Origin of the sequence: Bacillus cereus (genome assembly GCF_002567495.1) — a bacterium.
GTDB lineage: Bacteria > Bacillota > Bacilli > Bacillales > Bacillaceae_G > Bacillus_A > Bacillus_A cereus_AQ.
Map to the genome: position 1 here is coordinate 41,520 of NZ_NVAP01000011.1, position 19,549 is coordinate 61,068.

Sequence of the window (19,549 nt, forward strand, 5' to 3'; positions counted from 1 at the left end):
TGTTCATACGGGACAAATTTCATGACATAAAGTAATAATGTATGCCTAAACGTAAGGAGGATTAAAATGAATAACCTTCCAATTCATGCAAAACTTAAAGTAAATAAGGATACTTTCTTCCTCCCCGACTCAAACGGGGGTGTCTATTTTCGAAATAACGCCAGTTCATTTCGCATGGACGGTGCTGGAATTTATGACTGGATTGAAAAACTAATGCCAATGTTTAACGGGAATTATTCTTTAGCAGAAATAACCGATGGTCTCCCTCTCCCCTATCAAAATCGCGTATTTGAAATTGGAGAGATTTTATATGAAAATGGTTTCGTTCGCGATACAAATCAAGATGAACCTCATGAATTAAACAGTACATTACTCGACAGATATGCTTCACAAATTGAATTTTTAGAAGCTGATTCTCATTCGGGTGCTTTAAAATTCGAAACGTACCGTGGGGCAAATGTCCTTGTACTTGGTTCTGGGGATATGCTTACTTCCTTAGTTTCTTCTTTATTAGAATCTGGTTTACCTACATTTCATTACCTCGTTACAGATCGGGATGAAACAAACTATGACAGAATACATGAGCTAATAGAACGTGCATATGAAGTTGATAACACTGTACTCCTTCAAGAAATCGATACTACAATTGACCGTCCTTTGCATGAAGTATTCGAACCTTTTGATTGGATTTTATATGTTTCTCAAAATGGAGACATTGACGGTTTAAAGACAGTTCACACTATTTGTAGAGAAGCGAAAAAGAATTTCATACCAGCTATTTGTTTATCAACACTCGGTATAGCTGGACCTGTCGTAACGGAAAATCGTGATGAATGCTGGGAATCTGCATGGCATCGTCTACATGAAACGACTTTGCAAAATGAAAATTCATCTGATTCCTTCTCACCCATTACATCTGCAATGTTAGCAAATGTAATCGTTTTTGAATTATTTAAGCATGTCGCGGATGATTCACATCGGGAAAAAGGATCACAATTCTTTTTATTAAACTATGAAACACTCGAAGGAACGTGGCATCCTTTTATAAAACACCCTCTTGCAACTGATGAAAGTTTTACAATTGATACGATAGAGAATCTTTCTGAAAAACTTGAGCATCGGTCTAACCAACATACTTCAACTGATGTATTCCAATTTTTCGATTCATTAACTTCTAAAGAAGCCGGTATATTCCATGTATGGGATGAACAAGATTCATATCAATTACCGTTATCACAATGCTATATTCAAGTAGCCAATCCACTATCAGATGGCCCAGCTCCCCTCCTGCCTCTTATGACTTGCAGTGGATTGACCCATAATGAGGCACGCCGAGAAGCTGGTTTAACAGGAATTGAAACATATGTAGCAGAAATCATTCACCGCCTTATTCCTGAACATAACGATATCGGTATCGGTGCTGGAGAAACGATGACAGAAGGGTTTTACCGGGCACTACAACAACATTTAAACAATAAACTGTATGAGCGGCAGTCACATACGCTAGAAGAACTTACAACAATTGATTTAACTGACATTCACGATAAACATTGTAGATTTTATTACGATGCTCTCTCTACAATCCATGAAACACCTACAATAGCAATGAGTGAAGAGATTCTTAGTTTTCCTGTCGTTTGGATTGGTATAAATGATAGATGGTACGGTGCATCTAATATAAATATGACGTTAGCGTTACGAAACGCACTACAACTGTCACTCTTTCACATTCAAAATGAAGAGATTCCTTACAGAGCTAATATTTTGTATGACTCATCTATTATTTTATATGACACTGATTCTTTTAGAGTGGAAATACAAGCGGAAGAAGAAATTCCAAGTGTGCAATCTTTACAGCTTGCCTTACAGCATTTAGAAGAACATAATTTTTATCCTTTCGTATTTGATTTAGCAATTGAACCATTTTTAAAAGAAAACTTAGACGGTGTATATGGGGTATTAATCGCAAAGGAGGATGGTCTATGACTCGAAATATATTGCTTATAGGAGATGGCCTGCTTGCAGACTATGTACATGATCAATTATGCGAACAATATTCCATCATTCGCCAACATACCATTACAGAAGAACTCCCTGAAAATATTCACCTCGCTCTCGTATTACATGACGGATCTCCTTCTACTATTCATCATGATGCTGAACTTATTTTTCGCTCAAATCATATTCCGTGGCTTCGCGGTTTCACTTCATTTGGCGAAGGTATTATCGGTCCTTACATTCATCCTCTTTCATCTGGCTGTTCCCATTGTTCTGATGGACGCCGGTTTATCGCTGGATTTGATCAACAAGAAATGTGGGAACTACAGCGGAAATATGCCTTTAAAGCAGAAAATGTAACGAGACGTGATGTACGCGCCACCCAAAATGGAATGTTACAAATGTGCCATCTTATTCGCGTAGAAACAGAGAAAATATTAACTCATAACCATTCTTCTTTAGAAAATGAACTTATTTTACTCAACTTACAAACATTACAATGTACGCGGCATTCTTTTCTTCCAGATCCGCTCTGTCCTGTATGTAGTAATTTACCTGATGATTCTGCGGATGCGGCGGAACTTTCTTTACAACCGAGTTTAAAAGTAAGCACCGAAACGTATCGCTGTCGGTCCATTCATGAGCTAAACACATTTTTAACGAGAGACTATTTAGATTATCGGGTCGGTATGTTGAACGGAAAAATGCAGCATTCTTTATTACCATTTGCTGATGTCATTATAAACATGCCATTAATGTTCGGAAATGAAGGTGTTGCGGGACGAACTCATTCATTTGCAGTGAGTGAATCAACTGCTATTTTAGAAGGTTTAGAACGATATTGCGGTATGTCACCTCGCGGGAAAAAGACAAATGTGCATGGTAGTTTTCATGATTTAGAGGAACATGCACTGAATCCCCTCACACTCGGTGTACATACAAATGAACATTACAATCGCGATAGTTTTCCATTTAAGCCGTTTGATCCTAATTATGAGCAAAACTGGGTATGGGGATATTCTTTATCACAAAACAGACCGCTTTTAGTTCCTGAATCAATTGCTTATTACAGCCTCGGTCATCGAGATGCTTTCGTGTATGAAACATCTAATGGATGTGCAATTGGTGGTAGTTTAGAAGAAGCGATTTTTCACGGTATTTTAGAAATTGTAGAGCGTGATGCCTTCTTACTTACTTGGTATGCCGAATTACCTCTTCCCCGCCTTGATCTTAGTTCAGCAAATGATACGGAATTACAATTAATGATCCAGCGGTTACGTACGATTACCGGGTATGAATTACACGCTTTTAACGCGACGATGGAACACGGCATCCCGAGCTTATGGGTAATTGCAAAAAATACGCGTGAAAATGGAATGAACGTTGTTTGTGCTGGAGGCGCTCATTTAGATCCTATTCGAGCTTTAAAAAGTGCCATTCAAGAAATAGCAGGCATGTTACTTATAACAGACGATGAGCTCGAGCACAAAAGAGAGTACTACGAAAAATGCTTACAAGATCCTTATTTCGTTAATAAAATGGAAGACCATAGTATGCTGTACGGATTGAAAGAAACGGAAGAACGTCTTCACTTCCTTTTACGAGAAGATGCACCGGTACAAACGTTCCAAGAAATGAATGTATCACAATCATTTGATATGGATTTAACATCCGATCTTCACCAACTTTTAAATCGTTTACATCAATCAGAACTTGAAGTAATCGTTGTAGATCAAACCGTCCCCCTTATAGAAAAGAACGGACTACACTGTGTAAAAGTCATTATTCCAGGCATGCTACCAATGACGTTCGGTCACCATCTCACTCGGGTTACAGGACTGGACCGGGTATATACCGTACCGATGACACTTGGATATACAAATGAACCTTTAACGAATGAAAGTTTAAATCCACATCCACATCCGTTTCCATAGTAAAGGAGGGATTTCATGCAGCTAGATACTTTTTTACATCATCTCCATTTCTCTATTGATGAAATTATGCCGAATCATGAGGTGGACTGGAAAGACGCACCGCTTCCTTATAAATTATATCGAAATGTACCTACCATCCCACTCTCCTTAGAAATCCCGTTATCTTTACCGAATTCTTCTACTACACCTACTTTAGATGAGATTGGTCACTACCTTTGGTATTCATTTGGTTTAACACAATTATGTCAGCTAAATAGTGAGAGAAATGTATTACGAAGATTTATTCCTTCAGGTGGCGCTTTATATCCGAATGAATTGTATATCTATTTAAAGATTGACGATTATCCAGACGGCATTTACCATTATGACGCCGCGCATCATCGACTTATTTTACTTCGCGAAGGAAATTTCGATTCTTATTTGGCAGACGCACTCGGTAATCGCTGTAACATACATGATTGTTTTGGTGCTGCATTTATATCTACTATGTTTTGGAAAAATTTCTTTAAATACAATAATTTCTCATATCGTCTTCAAGGATTAGATAGCGGGGTCCTCATTGGACAATTACTAGAATGTGCAAAACAGTTCGGCTACACAAATGGCGTATATTTTCAATTTCTAGACCGGGCAATGAATCATTTACTCGGATTGTCTGAAGGCAAAGAAAGTGTGTATGCCGTTATTCCTTTAAGTACAGAACGAAATGCAGATTGGTTTCACGATGATTATCGTACAAATAAGCCTGTTACTTCTCATGAATTACTGCAGCAAATTCCGCCGTTAGCACATGAACATTTCATTCGTTCCAAGCATGTGGATGAATATCCTATGATAAAAAAAGTGAACGAAGCTTCTATGATTGAATCGACAGAACACTTCCAAACATTTGCTCATGAAGAATTTCATCAACATAATGTTCATGCTGTACAACTACCGAAAGTGGAACGGTTATCGTATAATTTCCTACAACTTTGTAAAAAACGATACTCTCCTGATGCGGACTTTCTTTTAACAAAATGGGATGCAGCCGAGCTCGCTACATTACTACAAGAAGCGAGTCTCTCCTTCCCCTATTACAACGACCTTGATGGCAAGTATATAAATGAAAATGCACGCGTCTCCTTATACGGATGTTTTTATAACGTAAACACTATCGAAAACGGGGCTTACGCTTATAACAGTAAAACACATTCCATACACCCCATTCGTTACGGAGACCTTCGTTATCCCCTTCAGTCTAGTATGACGATGGATAACGTGAACCTTTTTCAAGTACCACTTTGCCTACATGTAATCGGAAAGAAAGATTACTATACACGTGCCTTAGGCTATAGAGGATACCGCATTCACCAAATGGAAGCTGGTATACTCGTTCATAAACTCGTTTTTGCTGCAACTGCTATGGGGATGGGCGGGCATCCGTTACTAAGTTTTGATACAAATTCATGTGATCAATTGTACGGGATCGATGCCGGAAATGAAACGTCTCTCATTCAAGTTCCAGTTGGGGCGTATCGGGCGAGAAATTGGTTAAAAGGGGCTTTACATTATTAGAAGCACGCCGTCTATCGGCGTGCTTTTTTTAAAGGATTTAATTTATAAAGAGCGAAATGAGTATATATTCTTACATAAAAGGAGAATTTAACTTGAGCATTTTACAACGGTTAATTCAGCAAGCAAAAAATCCTAGCGGAACAATTGGTTCCTCCATGCTTTGTATTATGAACGCTGCACATACGAGATTAGCAAATTGGGCTTTGCAGAAAGTACATATAAAGACAGATGCAGTCGTATTAGACATCGGCTGTGGTGGAGGCAAAACCATACACACTCTTTCAAAACGAACTCCACTTGGGAAAATATATGGGATTGATTACTCCGATCAAGCTGTGAAAAATTCTATACAGATGAATACAAAAGATGTTCAAAAACAAAAAGTAATTGTTCAACAAGCAAGCGTTTCTTCTATTCCACATCATACGAACTTCTTCGATCTCATTACCGCCTTTCAAACGCACTACTTTTGGCCTGATGTTGAACAAGGTATAAAAGAAGGTTTTCGCGTCTTAAAACCGGACGGCTCCTTTTTATTAGTGGCTGAAACTTTCAAAATTCAATACCATATGGAGAAATTTAAAACAAATGAAGAATTAATAAACCTATTTTATAAGACAGGATTTACCAAAGTGCAATATTATGAAGAAAAAGGGTGCCTTTGTGTAATAGGAAATAAGTAAAAAAGCAGACCTTTATGGGCCTGCTTTTTACTAGATTAACTTAAAAATACTCTTAATTTGTCTAGCAAATAACCAATTTTTCGTACCGTAGTTATCATTTAAACTATCTAAATTGATAGATTGTCCGTTAGCAAACTTTAATTCTAACGTTGTATTTTTGTCATTTGTTTTTAATTTACTATTTGTAATGGCTTCATACTTTAATTTTTCAATCTCAACATATTCATCTTTTTCTTGTCCAATCACGACATGGTCTTGGAAGAAGAAGAATACTTCTACTTTCTTACCGAAACAAAATACATTTTTCGTATAAATTAATGTCGCATTATCAAGTCCGACACATACTTCTTTCATTTCTTCCACAACGTGCCCAAAGTCTTCTTCATGTCTTGCATTTGATTCCGCAATCCATTCTTCGATTGTTTTCATGTTAATTGCCATACTGTGCCCCCTGGTTCGTTCATTGCTTTATTTAAAAATAAATACTATATGAAAATATAAGCGATACGTACTATGTTTTCAAGGGGGAACGGTATATTCAAAATAAAGTGAAACTTTAATCAGTGGGGTTTTCTTGATCCCCCACCTAACTTCTTTGCTTTCACTGGATTTTGAGGTGAGGCCTTAATGCCCGTTAATGCGGGATAAAGTTAAATTTCAAAGTAATATAACAGGAGCACCAATTTCATTATATTTTAAACGTTTGAACAAGGCATTCTTCATCATCAATTAGCTGCTCTCTCTCATCAAATTCAATGTTCAGTTCTTTATATACTTTCTTCCAAAACGAAATTGCTGGTACATTTTTCACAAGTTCAATAACGAAATACTGTCCTCGTTTCTCTTCTAGTAAATTCTCAATAACTTGTTTACCAATTCCTTTTCCCTTGTACTGATTCAATATGAAAATGTCATTAATACCAAAATCATTTTCCTTCTTCAAAAACGGACGTTCTAGTAGTAATAAGAATCCTATAATACTATGATCAACCTTTATAAAATACGGAGTGATTCCGTCCTTTTCCCAAAACATGTGTAAATCTTCGTATTCAAAAAAACCGTCCGCTCCGATAGTTATATTCATAGTGAATTTAGAAAGGTCATGAAGATATAATGCATACAAATTGCGTAATATTTCTTTTTCTGATTCTTGAACTTTTTGAAGTGCTACAATCATTTGTAAAGATCCCCTTCCTCGTATGTAACTACTTCTCCCTCTTTATTATTCGCTAAAAAAGTTTACTTACCTTTGCAAAAAAAATAGCACTTAAAAAGTGCTATTCTGCTCTCCTTGCTGCTTGCTGAATTGGATCCCAAACGCTGTTATATGGTGGTGCGTAACTTAAATCGACATCTTCTAAATCGTGAATACTCATTTTATTGAAAAGTGCCATTGCAATCACATCAATACGTTTATCTACGCCTTCTTCTCCAATTACTTGTCCGCCCAACAATTGTTTCGTATCGGAGTGATATAGTAATTTCAAGTAAAGTGGTTTTGCATTTGGATAATAGCCCGCCATATTTGTAGAATCTACTTTGACAGTTTTATACGGGATATGTAGCCCTTTTGCTTCTTTTTCATTTAAGCCAGTTCTCGCAAGCGTCAAATCCATAAATTTAATAATGCCTGTGCCTAACGTACCTTTAAATGCTCTTCGTTTATCCAACATATTCAGTCCAGCAAGTCGTCCTTGTTTATTGGCAGTCGTTCCAATTGGTATATGGTCATGAATTTCTTTTATAACGTGATAATGTGTAGCGCAATCACCGGCTGCATATACGTCTTGCACATTCGTTTGCATATATGCATTTACTTCGATTGCTCCTTTATGATTTGTACGTATATTCGTCCCTTCAAGAAAATCAGTATTGGGCTTCACTCCAATCGATACTAAAACAAGATCCGCTTTATACGTACCTTTATCCGTTTCAACTGCTTCTACTCGTTCATTCCCTTTAAACGCTTTTACATTTTCATTCGTTAAAATTTCAATATTATGCTTATCTGCTTCTTTATGTATGTACTCTGCCATATCTGCATCATAAATCGTACCGATATGATCATTTCGCTCAATCATTCTTACTTTCTTACCAAGTTCGACGAATGTTTCTGCCATCTCCAGTCCGATTGCACCGCCGCCAATAATCGTTACATCTTCAACTTTATTCGTTTCTAGCGTTTTTAATATGCGCTCAGCATCAGGAATTGTTTTTAAACGATGAACACCTTGTAACTCCCTTCCTTCCCATTCTGGCATAACAGGACGTACTCCAGTCGCAATTAACAAACGATCATATGGAAATTCAAAAACATCTTTCGTTTTCGTATGTACCGCATACACAATTTTCTTTTCCGTATCTACTTTCTTTACTTCATGACGCACTTTCGCATCAATCCCATATTTATCACGAAATGTCTTCACATTCCGCGCAATTAATTTTTCAGTTGAAGCGATAGCACCGCTAATGACATAAGGTAATCCGCACTGAGCGTATGAATAGATTTCACCTTTTTCTAGCGTCACAACATTTGCAGTTTCATCGTTTCTAATAATTTGCATTGCTGCGCTCATACCAGCTGCATCTCCGCCAATAATGACATAGTTCATTTTACCACTCCTTCTTTTTTCATACTCTTTACGATTTCCATATTTTATAGAAATAACACCTATTCCCATTGTAAAGAAATAATATTTTATCTACAAATTTGGTGCACAAACCTATACATGCATAGGTAACTGTCGTGTCTTCTAAACAACATGTTTAATATGCTATAACAGTAACTATTGAAAGTAGGTGAAACATACATGTGCGCCGGCCTTCTCGTCCAACTTCCAGAGGAACCGATAGAACCGAGACCCGCCCTTCCGCTTGAACAAGAGTTTACCGTTAGTGTAACTTTATACAGTGCTCGCGCTTGGTTATCTGACAATGACACTTTCTCACAAACTATTTGGAAAGCTACCCGCTTCGCTTCTGCATCACACGCTCGCAAAGCCATCTTTCCAGTCGGTACTGTTAAAATTATAAATTTTTCTGATGATACAATAACTGTTATTGCATCATCGGAATCAGATGATACTCTCAAAATAATCGTTCCCCCTCATTCCGAAGCTGCTTTAACCTCTAGTTCTTTATCTGATGTGCAAGCAAGTACATCAGGGGGAGCAAGCAAAGTCACATTTCTCTTTCATATCTTTTTCTCTAGGGATCCTGGTCCAGCTAAATAACCATAAAAGAGGTACAGTATATGCACTGTACCTTTTCCAAACGCTCTATTCTCTTGATTTGATCAGTTCAACATTATAAGTTTCAATATTTGTTAACGTTCCTGTAAAATACGGATTTTCTCTATACCAAGACTGTTTTGAAAAATAGGCTTGCAGATCTTTCGTTTGAAAAATATGTCCATGTCTTGCGTATATTTCGTTTCTAGCAATTTTCAACTGCTCTTTCGATAAATATGTTAAATCTGTGCTCGTTAATTTTCGAATATCACTATCAGGGAAGATGAAACCATTATATACATACCCAGTCGCGGGCGTTGGAGTAACATTATAAACAACTGTTTTTTCTGTACTTTTCTTTTGGAATGGAAGATTATAAGACGAAAGTGCCGTTACCGTCTCTACTTTTGTCGTTTCCCGTCCGCTTTCTCCATTTCTTTCTAAATAAATCGTCGTACTTCCATCAATGGCTACCGGTCCCCACGTAATTTCTTCTCCAGTCAATGCTGTAACTGGTTTTTGATTCACGTACAATGTTGCACCAGGCGCATTCGTTTGAACTGTAATATATTGACCTTGCAACGTTAAATCTACCGTTACGTTATTTTGACTTTGTTTCATAAGTACAACCTTTTCTTCACGTGATAGTTTTACATAGTCATTTTTATATTCTGATTGAAATACTTGATTTCCTGGAAGAAATGGTCCATATTGCTTCTCAAACTTTTTGTCATCTGTCTTATCAATTTCTTTTCCGTTCATTTTTAACGATACGCCTTTTTCATTTGTAAGCAAAGTTGTATAGTACGTCTTCGCTTTCAATTTATACCGATCAAATATAAAGAAATACTTTCCATCTTTCGTTAATGAAAAATCAACTCTTTCTATTCCATCCCGTCGTTTTTCACCTTGCCTCAAATATTCTTTTAATTCATTTACGTAAGATGGGTTTTCTTTTATATATGAAAATAGAGGCGTTACACTCTCTCTCGTTATCGTAACCGATGGATCATCGGCCGTAACGATCTCAGCTAATTTCTCTCCGTCTCTCTCTTGTAAAATCGTAATCATCCGGTCTACTTGTGCCACCTGCGTATAATACGATGATCCGTACAAATACAATGCAACAATCGCTATAACAAATAGTGCTAACAGTGTAATACCAACTTTTGTACCACCGCTCATGTTCTTCTTTACTACAGGACTTCCCCTCTTCGTCCCGCAGTTTTGACAAAATTGCACACCATCTTCAAACTGAATTCCGCACTTTGTACATACATTCATCCAGTCAACCACCTTTTTCTTAGAAGCCAGTTATTCCCCGTGTAAAGGCTTGAATTATCGTGCTAATGTAAGACCAAAGTACAATGAATGTTGCAATTCCAATTAAAACATTAGCAATAATAAGTGTGTAAACAAGATCTAATCCGCCATTGTCTAGTTTTAATATGGCTACAATTATACTAACCCCTATATAAGTTGTAGCTACCGATAATAATATCGGTAAGAAAAAGATTAATAAGAAACTAAAAAGGAAAGAAAGGACTAATATTACAATAGCTGGAGTTGCTATCGTTCCCCATATACCGAATACTTCAAGAAACGAAAAGGATGATTTCATCATCTTACCACTTACAAAAATAATAAATCCGACAAATAAAGTTAAAATTAATAAAAAGAAAAAGACCGTTATAGATTCTCCAAAAAATGTGGGAGTAGATATATCTGGTGCAAATGTTCTCGTAACTGCTGATGTTGCACTCATCATTCTATAAAAAATACATGCTCCTAAAAAACAAATAAGAACAAGACTTACAATTCCATTTCGTACTTCAATAGTGCCGCTTTTCATAATCGCTGTCGGTGCTTGTAATGCATGTTTAAAAAATTGAAAATAGCCGCTCGCAAACCGCTTCGCTTGTTCTACCGTTTCATTTGGACGAGCTTCCTTCACTTGCTGCCCTTCTTCTTGGACACTATTTGCCACCACTTCTTCTGTTAGCGAATGTCCACAATTCCCGCAAAACTTTGCCTCTGCTGCATTTTCTGTATGACATGCCGGACATTTCATGCTCTCATCCCTCCTTAAGCATATACCTTATAGGGTGTTACAAATTCAATATATGACTTTGTACATAAAACATGACTACAAGAAAAAGATTATGAAATCCTTCTTTTAAATGAAACTATGTGTACTAGAAATATAGAAAAATAATGTTATTATGAAACAGAGCAAATAACATTTTTAACAGATTGGATGAAAGACGATGGAATTTGTAAACTCTATTTTTCAAATACTCCTTACAAGCGTAATCCAATTATTTTCTTTAATTGGCGTAATCATTGTAATTGGATTTCTATTAGGCTATTTAGAATCTCTCACACGAATGTATTGGTCGAGAGCTTTCGGAAGAAAAGGATTTCTTTTAACGGCGTGGATTGGTGTCCCGATTCACGAACTTGGACATGCCATTATGTGTGTACTATTTCGTCATAAAATTGTAGCAACGCAGTTCTTCCCGACAGATACAAGTCAAGGGGCTTTAGGATATGTACAGCATCAATACAATCAAAAAAGTGTGTATCAACGAATTGGGAATTTCTTCATCGGCATCGGCCCTATTATTTCTGGTATTACTGCATTAATCCTTTTAATGCGCTATTTCGTACCAGAATCATATTTTTTATTTAATACAACTCTCGAAAAAACAATTGCTTCTACTTCTATTAATATAGAAATGGTTCAAAACATGCTCTTGTCGACGTTTGTATTATTGAAAAGCTTATTTACAATAAGTAATGTATTGAATCCTTCCTTCTGGTTATTTTTATTTATCGCCATTTGCATTTCCGCACATATCGCTTTAAGTAAACCAGACATTAAAGGATCGATAGACGGTGTCATCGTCATGTTTATCGTTTTATTTTTATTCAACATAATAGCAGGACTGTTTCAGTACGACAGTAACCAGCTAATTGGACAGGTTATGAAATATAATATGTATCTCATTGCATTTTCTAGTGTGGCATTGCTGTTTTCTTGTATTTCTACACTTGTTAGTTTTGGGTTTTATAAAATAAGAGGAGGGCGTTCATTTTAAATATAAAAAGGTATCCAAAATTTTTTAGATACCTTTTTATTTCAATATATGTTTTTCATAAAGATATTTTTCTGGTGATGCTACTTCGCAATTTTCTCCTTCTTCAAGAAATTTAGAAACAATCGAACAATGCGACACACCAACTATAAATAAAATGCGCTCCTCAGGTGATTCAATTAAGCGAACGATATTCGAATACATAATTAAATTTCTTTTGTACCACCATGTTAACCATTCCATCCCAACATAATGACCGAAATCACCGATACGTGCCATATTTACATATAACTTATGCAGCTGATTAAATACTTCTTGATTATTCATTTCTTGATAAAACTCTAGAACACTTTTAGTATCTGTTAAATTTAATTCTGGTACTAAACTAAATATTTCTTCAAATAGATCTGGCTGATTTTCTTTCACCCATTTATGTACATCCCAAACATCAGTAACGTCATTCCCACCCATCCAATCAATTGCATATACTTGTTTATGTTTTAAGTTTGCTGCCATTCTAAAACCAATTTGATCTATTTCATTTAATGCCAATTCGTATGCACCTAACTTGTACTGTTTAAAATCCTCATTTAATTTATTCTGCTTATCTGTAATACTTTCAACTGCAATTTTTGTTGGTTGGAATCTCTGCACAATAGAAACAAGCTCTCTAATTTCAACTTGCCTCTTTTCCGACAATAATTCTTCATGCTCACTCATATGGCATGATCCAAGTATTAGAACTTTCGGTTTGCTTCCTTTCATTTTCACCCTTCCTTTTTTTCTGACTATTCAATTATATCAAAGCGGACTTAATTGTAAATAATTGTATTACGCGAAAAAAGGCCATCTAACTTGCAATGGCCTTTCCATTTATAACAAACTACCTCTTACTTGTATAACTACAATGCTCAACCGGAACACGAGCATGCCCCTCATCATCGGTACACCATGACTGTGATTGAAATGCAAGAAAGATACCAATCCATTCGTCTTCCTTTTCAAAGTGAATGAGTATTCCTCCGTCTTGCCATATGCCATCATCACCTTGCCATTGTTCTACATTCCCTTGATTCATGTGAATATCGTGTATACCATTTCCTGGCTTGAAATGAAAATAGGAATCAGGTGTATTTTCTTCTGGTCCCCATCTTTCTCCAAACGCGTAAATAATTGCTTTTTCTTCTATTGCTCGCTTTATATAACGTTCTATTTTTTCGTTCAAATCATTATCTGCTCCTGCTTTTTCGGCAGGCAAAGGAATCATTTGCTTCGAATCCAATACATTACCTCTTACGTAGTCTAAAGCTACTTTCGGCACGTTATTTTTCACTTCTGTAAATCCGAATGGTAATGTCGGTAAAATACGAATCGCCTCTGACCTAACATTGTTACTCGCAAAATATAAAACTTCTGACGGATAACTTTGCGACTTTACGTTAATTGCAATACGATAATCTACTCCTGTCTCGCCCTGTAAATGAACTTGATAATGAGGTGTTTTCCCTTTTCCAATCTTTGATTGTATAACTGTACCTTTTAACACACCGTAATTTTTTAAGGGCATACCTTTCATCTCCTATTCATTTAGTAGAACCTTTTCATACTTAAGGCATTATCCATATAAAAAGAAAATCCTTCTTTCCCAGGAGGATTTTTTATTTTCTCAACATATACCAGAAAATAACTTCCACTACTACAAGTAACACCGCCCCAAAAATCATTAACGTCGTTTTCTTTAATAGTTCGTTTTCACGATAAGGGATATTACATAAATAAGCACCAAGTGTAATACGTGACGGGCAAGCGATTGTAGCTACTGATGATGCGGTGTTTTGCAGTGTTGTGACGTATTGCCACGGGAGTGCTACGTTTTGTACTGTTTGCATTTGTAGTTTTATAAACATTGCATTTGATCCTGCGTTACTACCTGTTAAAAAGCCACCGATTCCGCCGATGAACGGAGCAACGAAAACGAAAAAGGTACCAAATGTTTCACCAGCTGTTTTTGCCAGTAATGAATGCATGCCAGATGCACCCATTAGTTCTGAAATGGCGATAAACATTGTCGTGGTAATAGCGAAAGGAATCCATTGTTTTATCGTTTGCGAGAGTGATTGCTTAATAATATGAGATGGAATGCGGAAAAAAATAATTGTAAATAAACAAGTCATACCGAGCCAAAATCCTGGTGAATATAGCATTTCTAATTTGTAAGAGTATGATTTCAAATCAAGAACCGCATATGATCTTAATAAATCATGTAATGCTGGAACGAGGCGAGAAAGTAAAATACAAACTGTTAAAAAGATATAAGGGCTAATAATTTTTATAATGGATACTTCTCTCTCCGTTGCCGCAGCATGTTCTGTTATAAGATTTTGTTCATTTTTCCCTTTTAGTTTAATGATAAGAAAGCCAAATGTAATCGTAACGATAGAACTTAATATACCTGCTAGTTCAACACTTACATATGCGTTAGAAAGATAGATTCCGAGAGAAAATAATAGAAAGAAACCGAATCCTTCCTTCCACTTTTCAATAACGGCCTGCCAGCCGCCAACAACATATAAAGAAAGGATGACGAAATAAGCAAACATCGGAATGCTTAATAGTGCCGTATTTGTGCCAAGTGTTGTAAGCGGCATATTTATAAGCTGCGAACCGATAATCGTACCCGTTGCCATTGCGCCCCATGAACTAGCTAGTAAACCAATAAATGAAAGTAGTACAGCTTGAAACGGTTTATATCCTAATGAAAGAAAAATAGGTGCTGCGACCATAAAGCCAATTCCGAATCCACTTACTGATTCGATTAACGGACAAATACCAAAACACATAAGAAGCATTTGTAATAAACGATCATGCGTCACTTCTTCTAAAAAACGCGCCACTTGATCGATGTACCCCATTTTGTTCATGAGGTGAAATAAAAAAATACCGAAAAACAACACGTACCCGACAATAAAACAAATTAACCAACCTTTAATCGTTGCGTGCACAGTTTCACTTACCCCTAATTGAAACGTTGGCGAAAGTAAAACGATTCCAACAGACACAACGTAAGCAATTAACGAGGACCGTAATGACGTTTGTTTAAATAAAAATAAACAAATGAAAATCATCATAATTGGGATAAGTGCCAACAGTATGGCCATGTTATCATCTCATTTCGTTATAAAATACAATTTTTAACTATTATATAACAGTTATCAAAATTTTCAATTGTTTTTACAACAGATTCAAAAAAGGAGCCAAACGGCTCCTTTTCATTCACTCCCATTTTCTATTATCCTGAAAAATCGTTTGCTGTCCGACTATTTTATCTAACACAACAAACACAATATACGCACATATTACTTGCAATACAATATTTCCAAATTTCATTAATTCAAATGAATGAATCCACCTGAATAATTCGTTTAATAATACAATCGAAACGATACTAAATAATTCTACACTAATCGAAAATATACATATTTCTAAAATAGATTGTTCTTGAATGCGATTTAAGTTTGAAAAGATGAATACATATCCTAAAAATAGAGCCATCAACTCTATTTTCGTCATGCTAACGAGCCAAGCGTATAATGGTACAGTTAAAAGAAGATATAGTAGTTTACGTCTTAGCATGCCTTCTCACCTCTGGATTGTATGTATTTTCTGTATATTTTAACATTTATTATACAAAACAAAAATAAGAGACTTACGCCTCTTCTTTTTGTTTTGTTGCATGTATTAATTCACATATTTCTTCTCGCTTTTCATTTTCTAAAAGCTCAATAACCTTACTTCCAACGACAACACCGTCACATATTGTAATCATTTCTTCTACATGTTCCTTTGTTGAAATACCGAATCCTGCTACTACCGGTAAATGCGTATGTGATTTTACTTTTTCTAAGTAACTATGAATCTCCTCTTTAAAGTTTTGACGTACTCCCGTTACGCCTGCTACTGTAACAGCATAAACGAACCCTTCTGATTCACTCGTAATTTTTTCAATTCTTTCAATAGGACTCGTTACGGTAACGAGTGGAATGAGCGCAATGTTTGCCTCTCGAAGTAACGGCGCAATAATATTTTGTTCTTCATACGGTAAATCTGGAACGATGATGCCGTCTACACCTGCTTCCATACAGTTCTCGATGAATCGCTCTTTTCCAAATGCAAGTACCGGATTTAAATATGTCATAAGAACAAATGGCATTTGTACTTCTTTCCTTACCTCTGCTAACGCTTGAAAAATGCCTTTTAATGTTACACCGCTATCTAGCGCTCGCTTTCCTGCTCTTTGAATCGTTGGACCGTCCGCTACTGGATCTGAAAACGGAATACCAATTTCAACGATGCTTGCCCCAGCCTCATCTAGAAAACGAATTCTTTCTTTTAATTTCTCAAGTCCACCATCTCCGCCCATTACGTACGGAATAAATGCTTTCTTGCCATTTTCAAACGCTGCTTTAATTTTTTCTACTCCCATTTTTCACACCTCTTCCATATAACGTTTTATACTCTCAACATCTTTATCCCCGCGGCCAGATAAACAAATGACAAGCCCTTCGCTTTTCTTCATTTTTGGAGCTAGTTTTAAAGCGTATGCGACAGCATGTGAGCTTTCTAAAGCTGGGATAATCCCTTCTTTTTTCGTTAATAATTGAAATGCTTCTAACGCTTCCTCATCTGTTATCGAATGATAAGAAACGCGTCCAATATCTTTTAGTAAACTATGTTCTGGCCCAACACCTGGATAATCTAACCCTGCTGAAATAGAGTGTGCTTCTTGAATTTGCCCTTCTTCGTTTTGCAGAAGATACATCATTGATCCGTGTAAAACACCGACGCTTCCTTTCGTTAAAGTTGCTGCATGCTTTTCTGTATGAACGCCTTTTCCAGCTGCTTCTACACCGTAAAGAGCAACTTCTTCATCGTGTACGAACGGATAAAACATTCCCATCGCGTTACTACCACCACCAATACAAGCAACGACTGCTTCTGGTAATTTCCCTTCTAACTCTTCATATTGTTTCTTCGTTTCATTCCCAATTACACTTTGGAAATCACGGACAATTTGCGGGAACGGATGTGGTCCGAGAACTGATCCCATAATGTAGTGTGTATCATGCACATGTGAAACCCAATAACGAAGCGCCTCGTTCACCGCATCTTTTAATGTGCCGCTACCTGCCGCTACACTTTCTACTTTCGCTCCGAGTAATTCCATTCGGAACACGTTTAATTTTTGACGTCTTACATCTTCTTCTCCCATAAAGATAACGCATTCTAACCCAAGAAGAGCACATACTGTAGCTGTTGCAACTCCGTGTTGTCCAGCTCCTGTTTCAGCAACAACTTTTTTCTTCCCCATTCGCACTGCAAGAAGTGCCTGACCGATTGTATTGTTAATTTTATGAGCTCCTGTATGGTTCAAATCTTCACGTTTCAAATAAATTTTTGCACCACCGCAATACTTCGTCATATTTTCAGCAAAATATAGTGGTGTTTCTCTTCCGACATACGTTTTTAAATAATGATTTAGTTCCTTTTGGAATGCTTCATCTTGCATCGCTTCTTTATATGCTTCTTCTAGTTCTAATACAGATTGCATTAACGTTTCTGGAACATATCGTCCTCCGTATATACCGTAATGTCCTTTTTCATCTGGATATGCGTAGTTCATTTGGAACACTCCTTCGCTTTTATAATAAATTGTTTTATTTTCTCAATATCTTTCTTTCCTTCTGTCTCTACTCCGCTACTCACATCAACCATATATGGCCGAACAGTTCGAATTGCTTCTTCTATATTAAGAGCGTTTAATCCACCAGCTAATATCGTTTTCTTTTGTAACTCTTTTGGCATATGCTCAAGTAGTTCCCATGAAAATGTCTTTCCATTTCCTCCATGAAACTTTTCTTTTGGGCTATCAAACAATATATAATCCGTTTCATATGCTTGAGCGCTTTTCATATCACTTTCTGAAGTTACTCCTAGCGATTTTATAGACGGAATATTCAATCTTCTAATTTGATGATTCTCTTCATCCCCATGTAGTTGCACATGCGTTAACCCGCATTTATCTGCAATTTTCTGGATTTCTTCTACTGATTCATTTACGAAAACACCGACCTTTAACACGTTGGCTGGAAGCTCCTGAATGATTTTTTTCGCTAGTTCTGGGGTGATTTGCCGCTTACTTTCTGCAAAAACAAATCCAAGTGCATCTGCGCCATATTCACACGCACCTTTCGCTGTTTCCATATCAGTAATCCCGCAAATCTTCACTTTCATATATTCACCTTACAATCTTCAAAAAAGCTACTAATAGAAGATGATGTCATAAGTGCCTCTCCAACTAATACACCTTTTGCTCCAGCTCTTTTAACGCGGATAATATCTTCTTTTGAATGAATGCCACTTTCACTAATCCAAAGTAATTTCTCCTCATTCAATCGTTTTCCAAGCTTTTCAGTTTGGCTTACATCTACTTCGAACGTTTTTAAATTACGGTTGTTAATACCGATAACGTGCGGATTTAATTGGATCGCAATTTCTAATTCCTGTTCATCATGAACTTCAACAATTGCTTCTAACCCTTTTTCTAGTACGTAGCTATACAGTTCTTTTAACTTCTCTTTCGTTAACGCCGCTACGATTAGTAAAATAATATCTGCGCCCGCTTCATACGCTCTATCGATTTGAATCTTATCGATTATGAAATCTTTGCATAAAAGAGGAATGTTACTTTCTTCCCTTGCCGTTTGTAAATCATGAAACGAACCTTTAAAAAATTGACCATCTGTTAAAACAGATACTGCTCCTGCACCACATTTCTCATATGTTCCCACTTGTTTTCGTACGTCAACGTGTAAATTGATATCTCCTTTTGATGGTGATGCTCGCTTTACTTCTGCAATGACAGTAAATTGATCTAAACCTTTTACAAGTGAGTGTGTTTTTCTTTTTGTTTTTACTGGTGTATATGTTTCATATAACTCCGCAACTTCCTTTTTCTTCTGTTCTACAATTTTATCTAAAATCGTCCCCAC

The 19,549-nt window shown here is 36.5% G+C and carries 19 protein-coding genes; 6 read left to right on the forward strand and 13 right to left on the reverse strand.

Going from position 1 to position 19,549, the window contains the following annotated elements; translation table 11 throughout:
* The first annotated feature begins 66 nt into the window (after positions 1-66).
* From COK05_RS05800 to COK05_RS05815, 4 genes are all read left to right on the forward strand, one after another.
* Positions 67-1,986 (forward strand): putative thiazole-containing bacteriocin maturation protein, encoded by a 1,920-nt coding sequence (locus COK05_RS05800; protein WP_098611809.1) that lies wholly within the window; start codon positions 67-69, stop codon positions 1,984-1,986.
* A complete protein-coding gene (locus COK05_RS05805) occupies positions 1,983-3,932 on the forward strand; it encodes a TOMM precursor leader peptide-binding protein (protein WP_098611810.1) in 1,950 nt (649 codons plus the stop codon). Before COK05_RS05800 ends, COK05_RS05805 begins: the two co-directional genes overlap by 4 nt.
* A gap of 15 nt (positions 3,933-3,947) precedes the next feature.
* On the forward strand, positions 3,948-5,489 hold the full coding sequence (locus COK05_RS05810) for a SagB family peptide dehydrogenase (protein ID WP_098611811.1): 1,542 nt from the start codon (positions 3,948-3,950) through the stop codon (positions 5,487-5,489).
* Between the two features lie 92 nt (positions 5,490-5,581).
* A complete protein-coding gene (locus COK05_RS05815; protein WP_098611812.1) occupies positions 5,582-6,172 on the forward strand; it encodes a class I SAM-dependent methyltransferase in 591 nt (196 codons plus the stop codon).
* Positions 6,173-6,202: 30 nt separating this feature from the next.
* On the opposite strand, the gene COK05_RS05820 is transcribed toward COK05_RS05815, so the two are convergent.
* The 3 genes from COK05_RS05820 to COK05_RS05830 form a co-directional block, all read right to left on the reverse strand.
* The gene (locus tag COK05_RS05820) at positions 6,203-6,613 is read right to left on the reverse strand and encodes a DUF3908 family protein (protein WP_098611813.1); all 411 of its coding nucleotides are present in this window, start codon (positions 6,611-6,613) and stop codon (positions 6,203-6,205) included.
* A gap of 247 nt (positions 6,614-6,860) precedes the next feature.
* Positions 6,861-7,349, reverse strand: coding sequence for a GNAT family N-acetyltransferase (locus tag COK05_RS05825; RefSeq protein WP_098611814.1), 489 nt, complete (start codon positions 7,347-7,349; stop codon positions 6,861-6,863).
* Positions 7,350-7,449: 100 nt separating this feature from the next.
* A complete protein-coding gene (locus COK05_RS05830) occupies positions 7,450-8,784 on the reverse strand; it encodes an FAD-dependent oxidoreductase (protein WP_098611815.1) in 1,335 nt (444 codons plus the stop codon).
* A 198-nt stretch (positions 8,785-8,982) separates the two neighbouring features.
* On the opposite strand from COK05_RS05830, the gene COK05_RS05835 reads away from it, so the two are divergent.
* Positions 8,983-9,405 (forward strand): hypothetical protein, encoded by a 423-nt coding sequence (locus COK05_RS05835; RefSeq protein ID WP_098611816.1) that lies wholly within the window; start codon positions 8,983-8,985, stop codon positions 9,403-9,405.
* 45 nt (positions 9,406-9,450) lie between these two features.
* Here COK05_RS05835 and COK05_RS05840 read toward each other — a convergent pair whose 3' ends face one another.
* Positions 9,451-10,686, reverse strand: coding sequence for a TcaA 3rd/4th domain-containing protein (locus COK05_RS05840; RefSeq protein WP_098611817.1), 1,236 nt, complete (start codon positions 10,684-10,686; stop codon positions 9,451-9,453).
* A 19-nt stretch (positions 10,687-10,705) separates the two neighbouring features.
* Entirely contained in the window at positions 10,706-11,473 is a 768-nt protein-coding gene (locus COK05_RS05845; RefSeq protein ID WP_098611818.1) for a zinc ribbon domain-containing protein, read from the reverse strand.
* A gap of 196 nt (positions 11,474-11,669) precedes the next feature.
* On the opposite strand from COK05_RS05845, the gene COK05_RS05850 reads away from it, so the two are divergent.
* The gene (locus COK05_RS05850; RefSeq protein WP_098611819.1) at positions 11,670-12,503 is read left to right on the forward strand and encodes a hypothetical protein; all 834 of its coding nucleotides are present in this window, start codon (positions 11,670-11,672) and stop codon (positions 12,501-12,503) included.
* A 36-nt stretch (positions 12,504-12,539) separates the two neighbouring features.
* On the opposite strand, the gene COK05_RS05855 is transcribed toward COK05_RS05850, so the two are convergent.
* The 8 genes from COK05_RS05855 to trpC form a co-directional block, all read right to left on the reverse strand.
* Positions 12,540-13,265, reverse strand: coding sequence for a DUF5694 domain-containing protein (locus COK05_RS05855; protein WP_098611820.1), 726 nt, complete (start codon positions 13,263-13,265; stop codon positions 12,540-12,542).
* A gap of 118 nt (positions 13,266-13,383) precedes the next feature.
* On the reverse strand, positions 13,384-14,067 hold the full coding sequence (locus COK05_RS05860; RefSeq protein ID WP_098611821.1) for a DUF2278 family protein: 684 nt from the start codon (positions 14,065-14,067) through the stop codon (positions 13,384-13,386).
* Between the two features lie 91 nt (positions 14,068-14,158).
* A complete protein-coding gene (locus COK05_RS05865; RefSeq protein WP_098611822.1) occupies positions 14,159-15,658 on the reverse strand; it encodes an L-lactate permease in 1,500 nt (499 codons plus the stop codon).
* 115 nt (positions 15,659-15,773) lie between these two features.
* Positions 15,774-16,133, reverse strand: coding sequence for a DUF4029 domain-containing protein (locus tag COK05_RS05870; RefSeq protein WP_098611823.1), 360 nt, complete (start codon positions 16,131-16,133; stop codon positions 15,774-15,776).
* A 73-nt stretch (positions 16,134-16,206) separates the two neighbouring features.
* Positions 16,207-16,983: a tryptophan synthase subunit alpha gene (trpA, locus tag COK05_RS05875; protein ID WP_098611824.1), complete on the reverse strand. Its 777-nt coding sequence runs from the start codon at positions 16,981-16,983 to the stop codon at positions 16,207-16,209.
* A 3-nt stretch (positions 16,984-16,986) separates the two neighbouring features.
* The gene (trpB, locus tag COK05_RS05880; RefSeq protein WP_098611825.1) at positions 16,987-18,180 is read right to left on the reverse strand and encodes a tryptophan synthase subunit beta; all 1,194 of its coding nucleotides are present in this window, start codon (positions 18,178-18,180) and stop codon (positions 16,987-16,989) included.
* Positions 18,177-18,791 carry a phosphoribosylanthranilate isomerase gene (locus tag COK05_RS05885; protein ID WP_098611826.1) on the reverse strand — a complete coding sequence of 205 codons (615 nt, stop codon included), beginning with the start codon at positions 18,789-18,791 and terminating at the stop codon, positions 18,177-18,179. The genes trpB and COK05_RS05885 overlap by 4 nt, the downstream gene beginning before the upstream one ends.
* Positions 18,788-19,549 carry an indole-3-glycerol phosphate synthase TrpC gene (trpC, locus tag COK05_RS05890; RefSeq protein ID WP_098611827.1) on the reverse strand — a complete coding sequence of 254 codons (762 nt, stop codon included), beginning with the start codon at positions 19,547-19,549 and terminating at the stop codon, positions 18,788-18,790. The genes COK05_RS05885 and trpC overlap by 4 nt, the downstream gene beginning before the upstream one ends.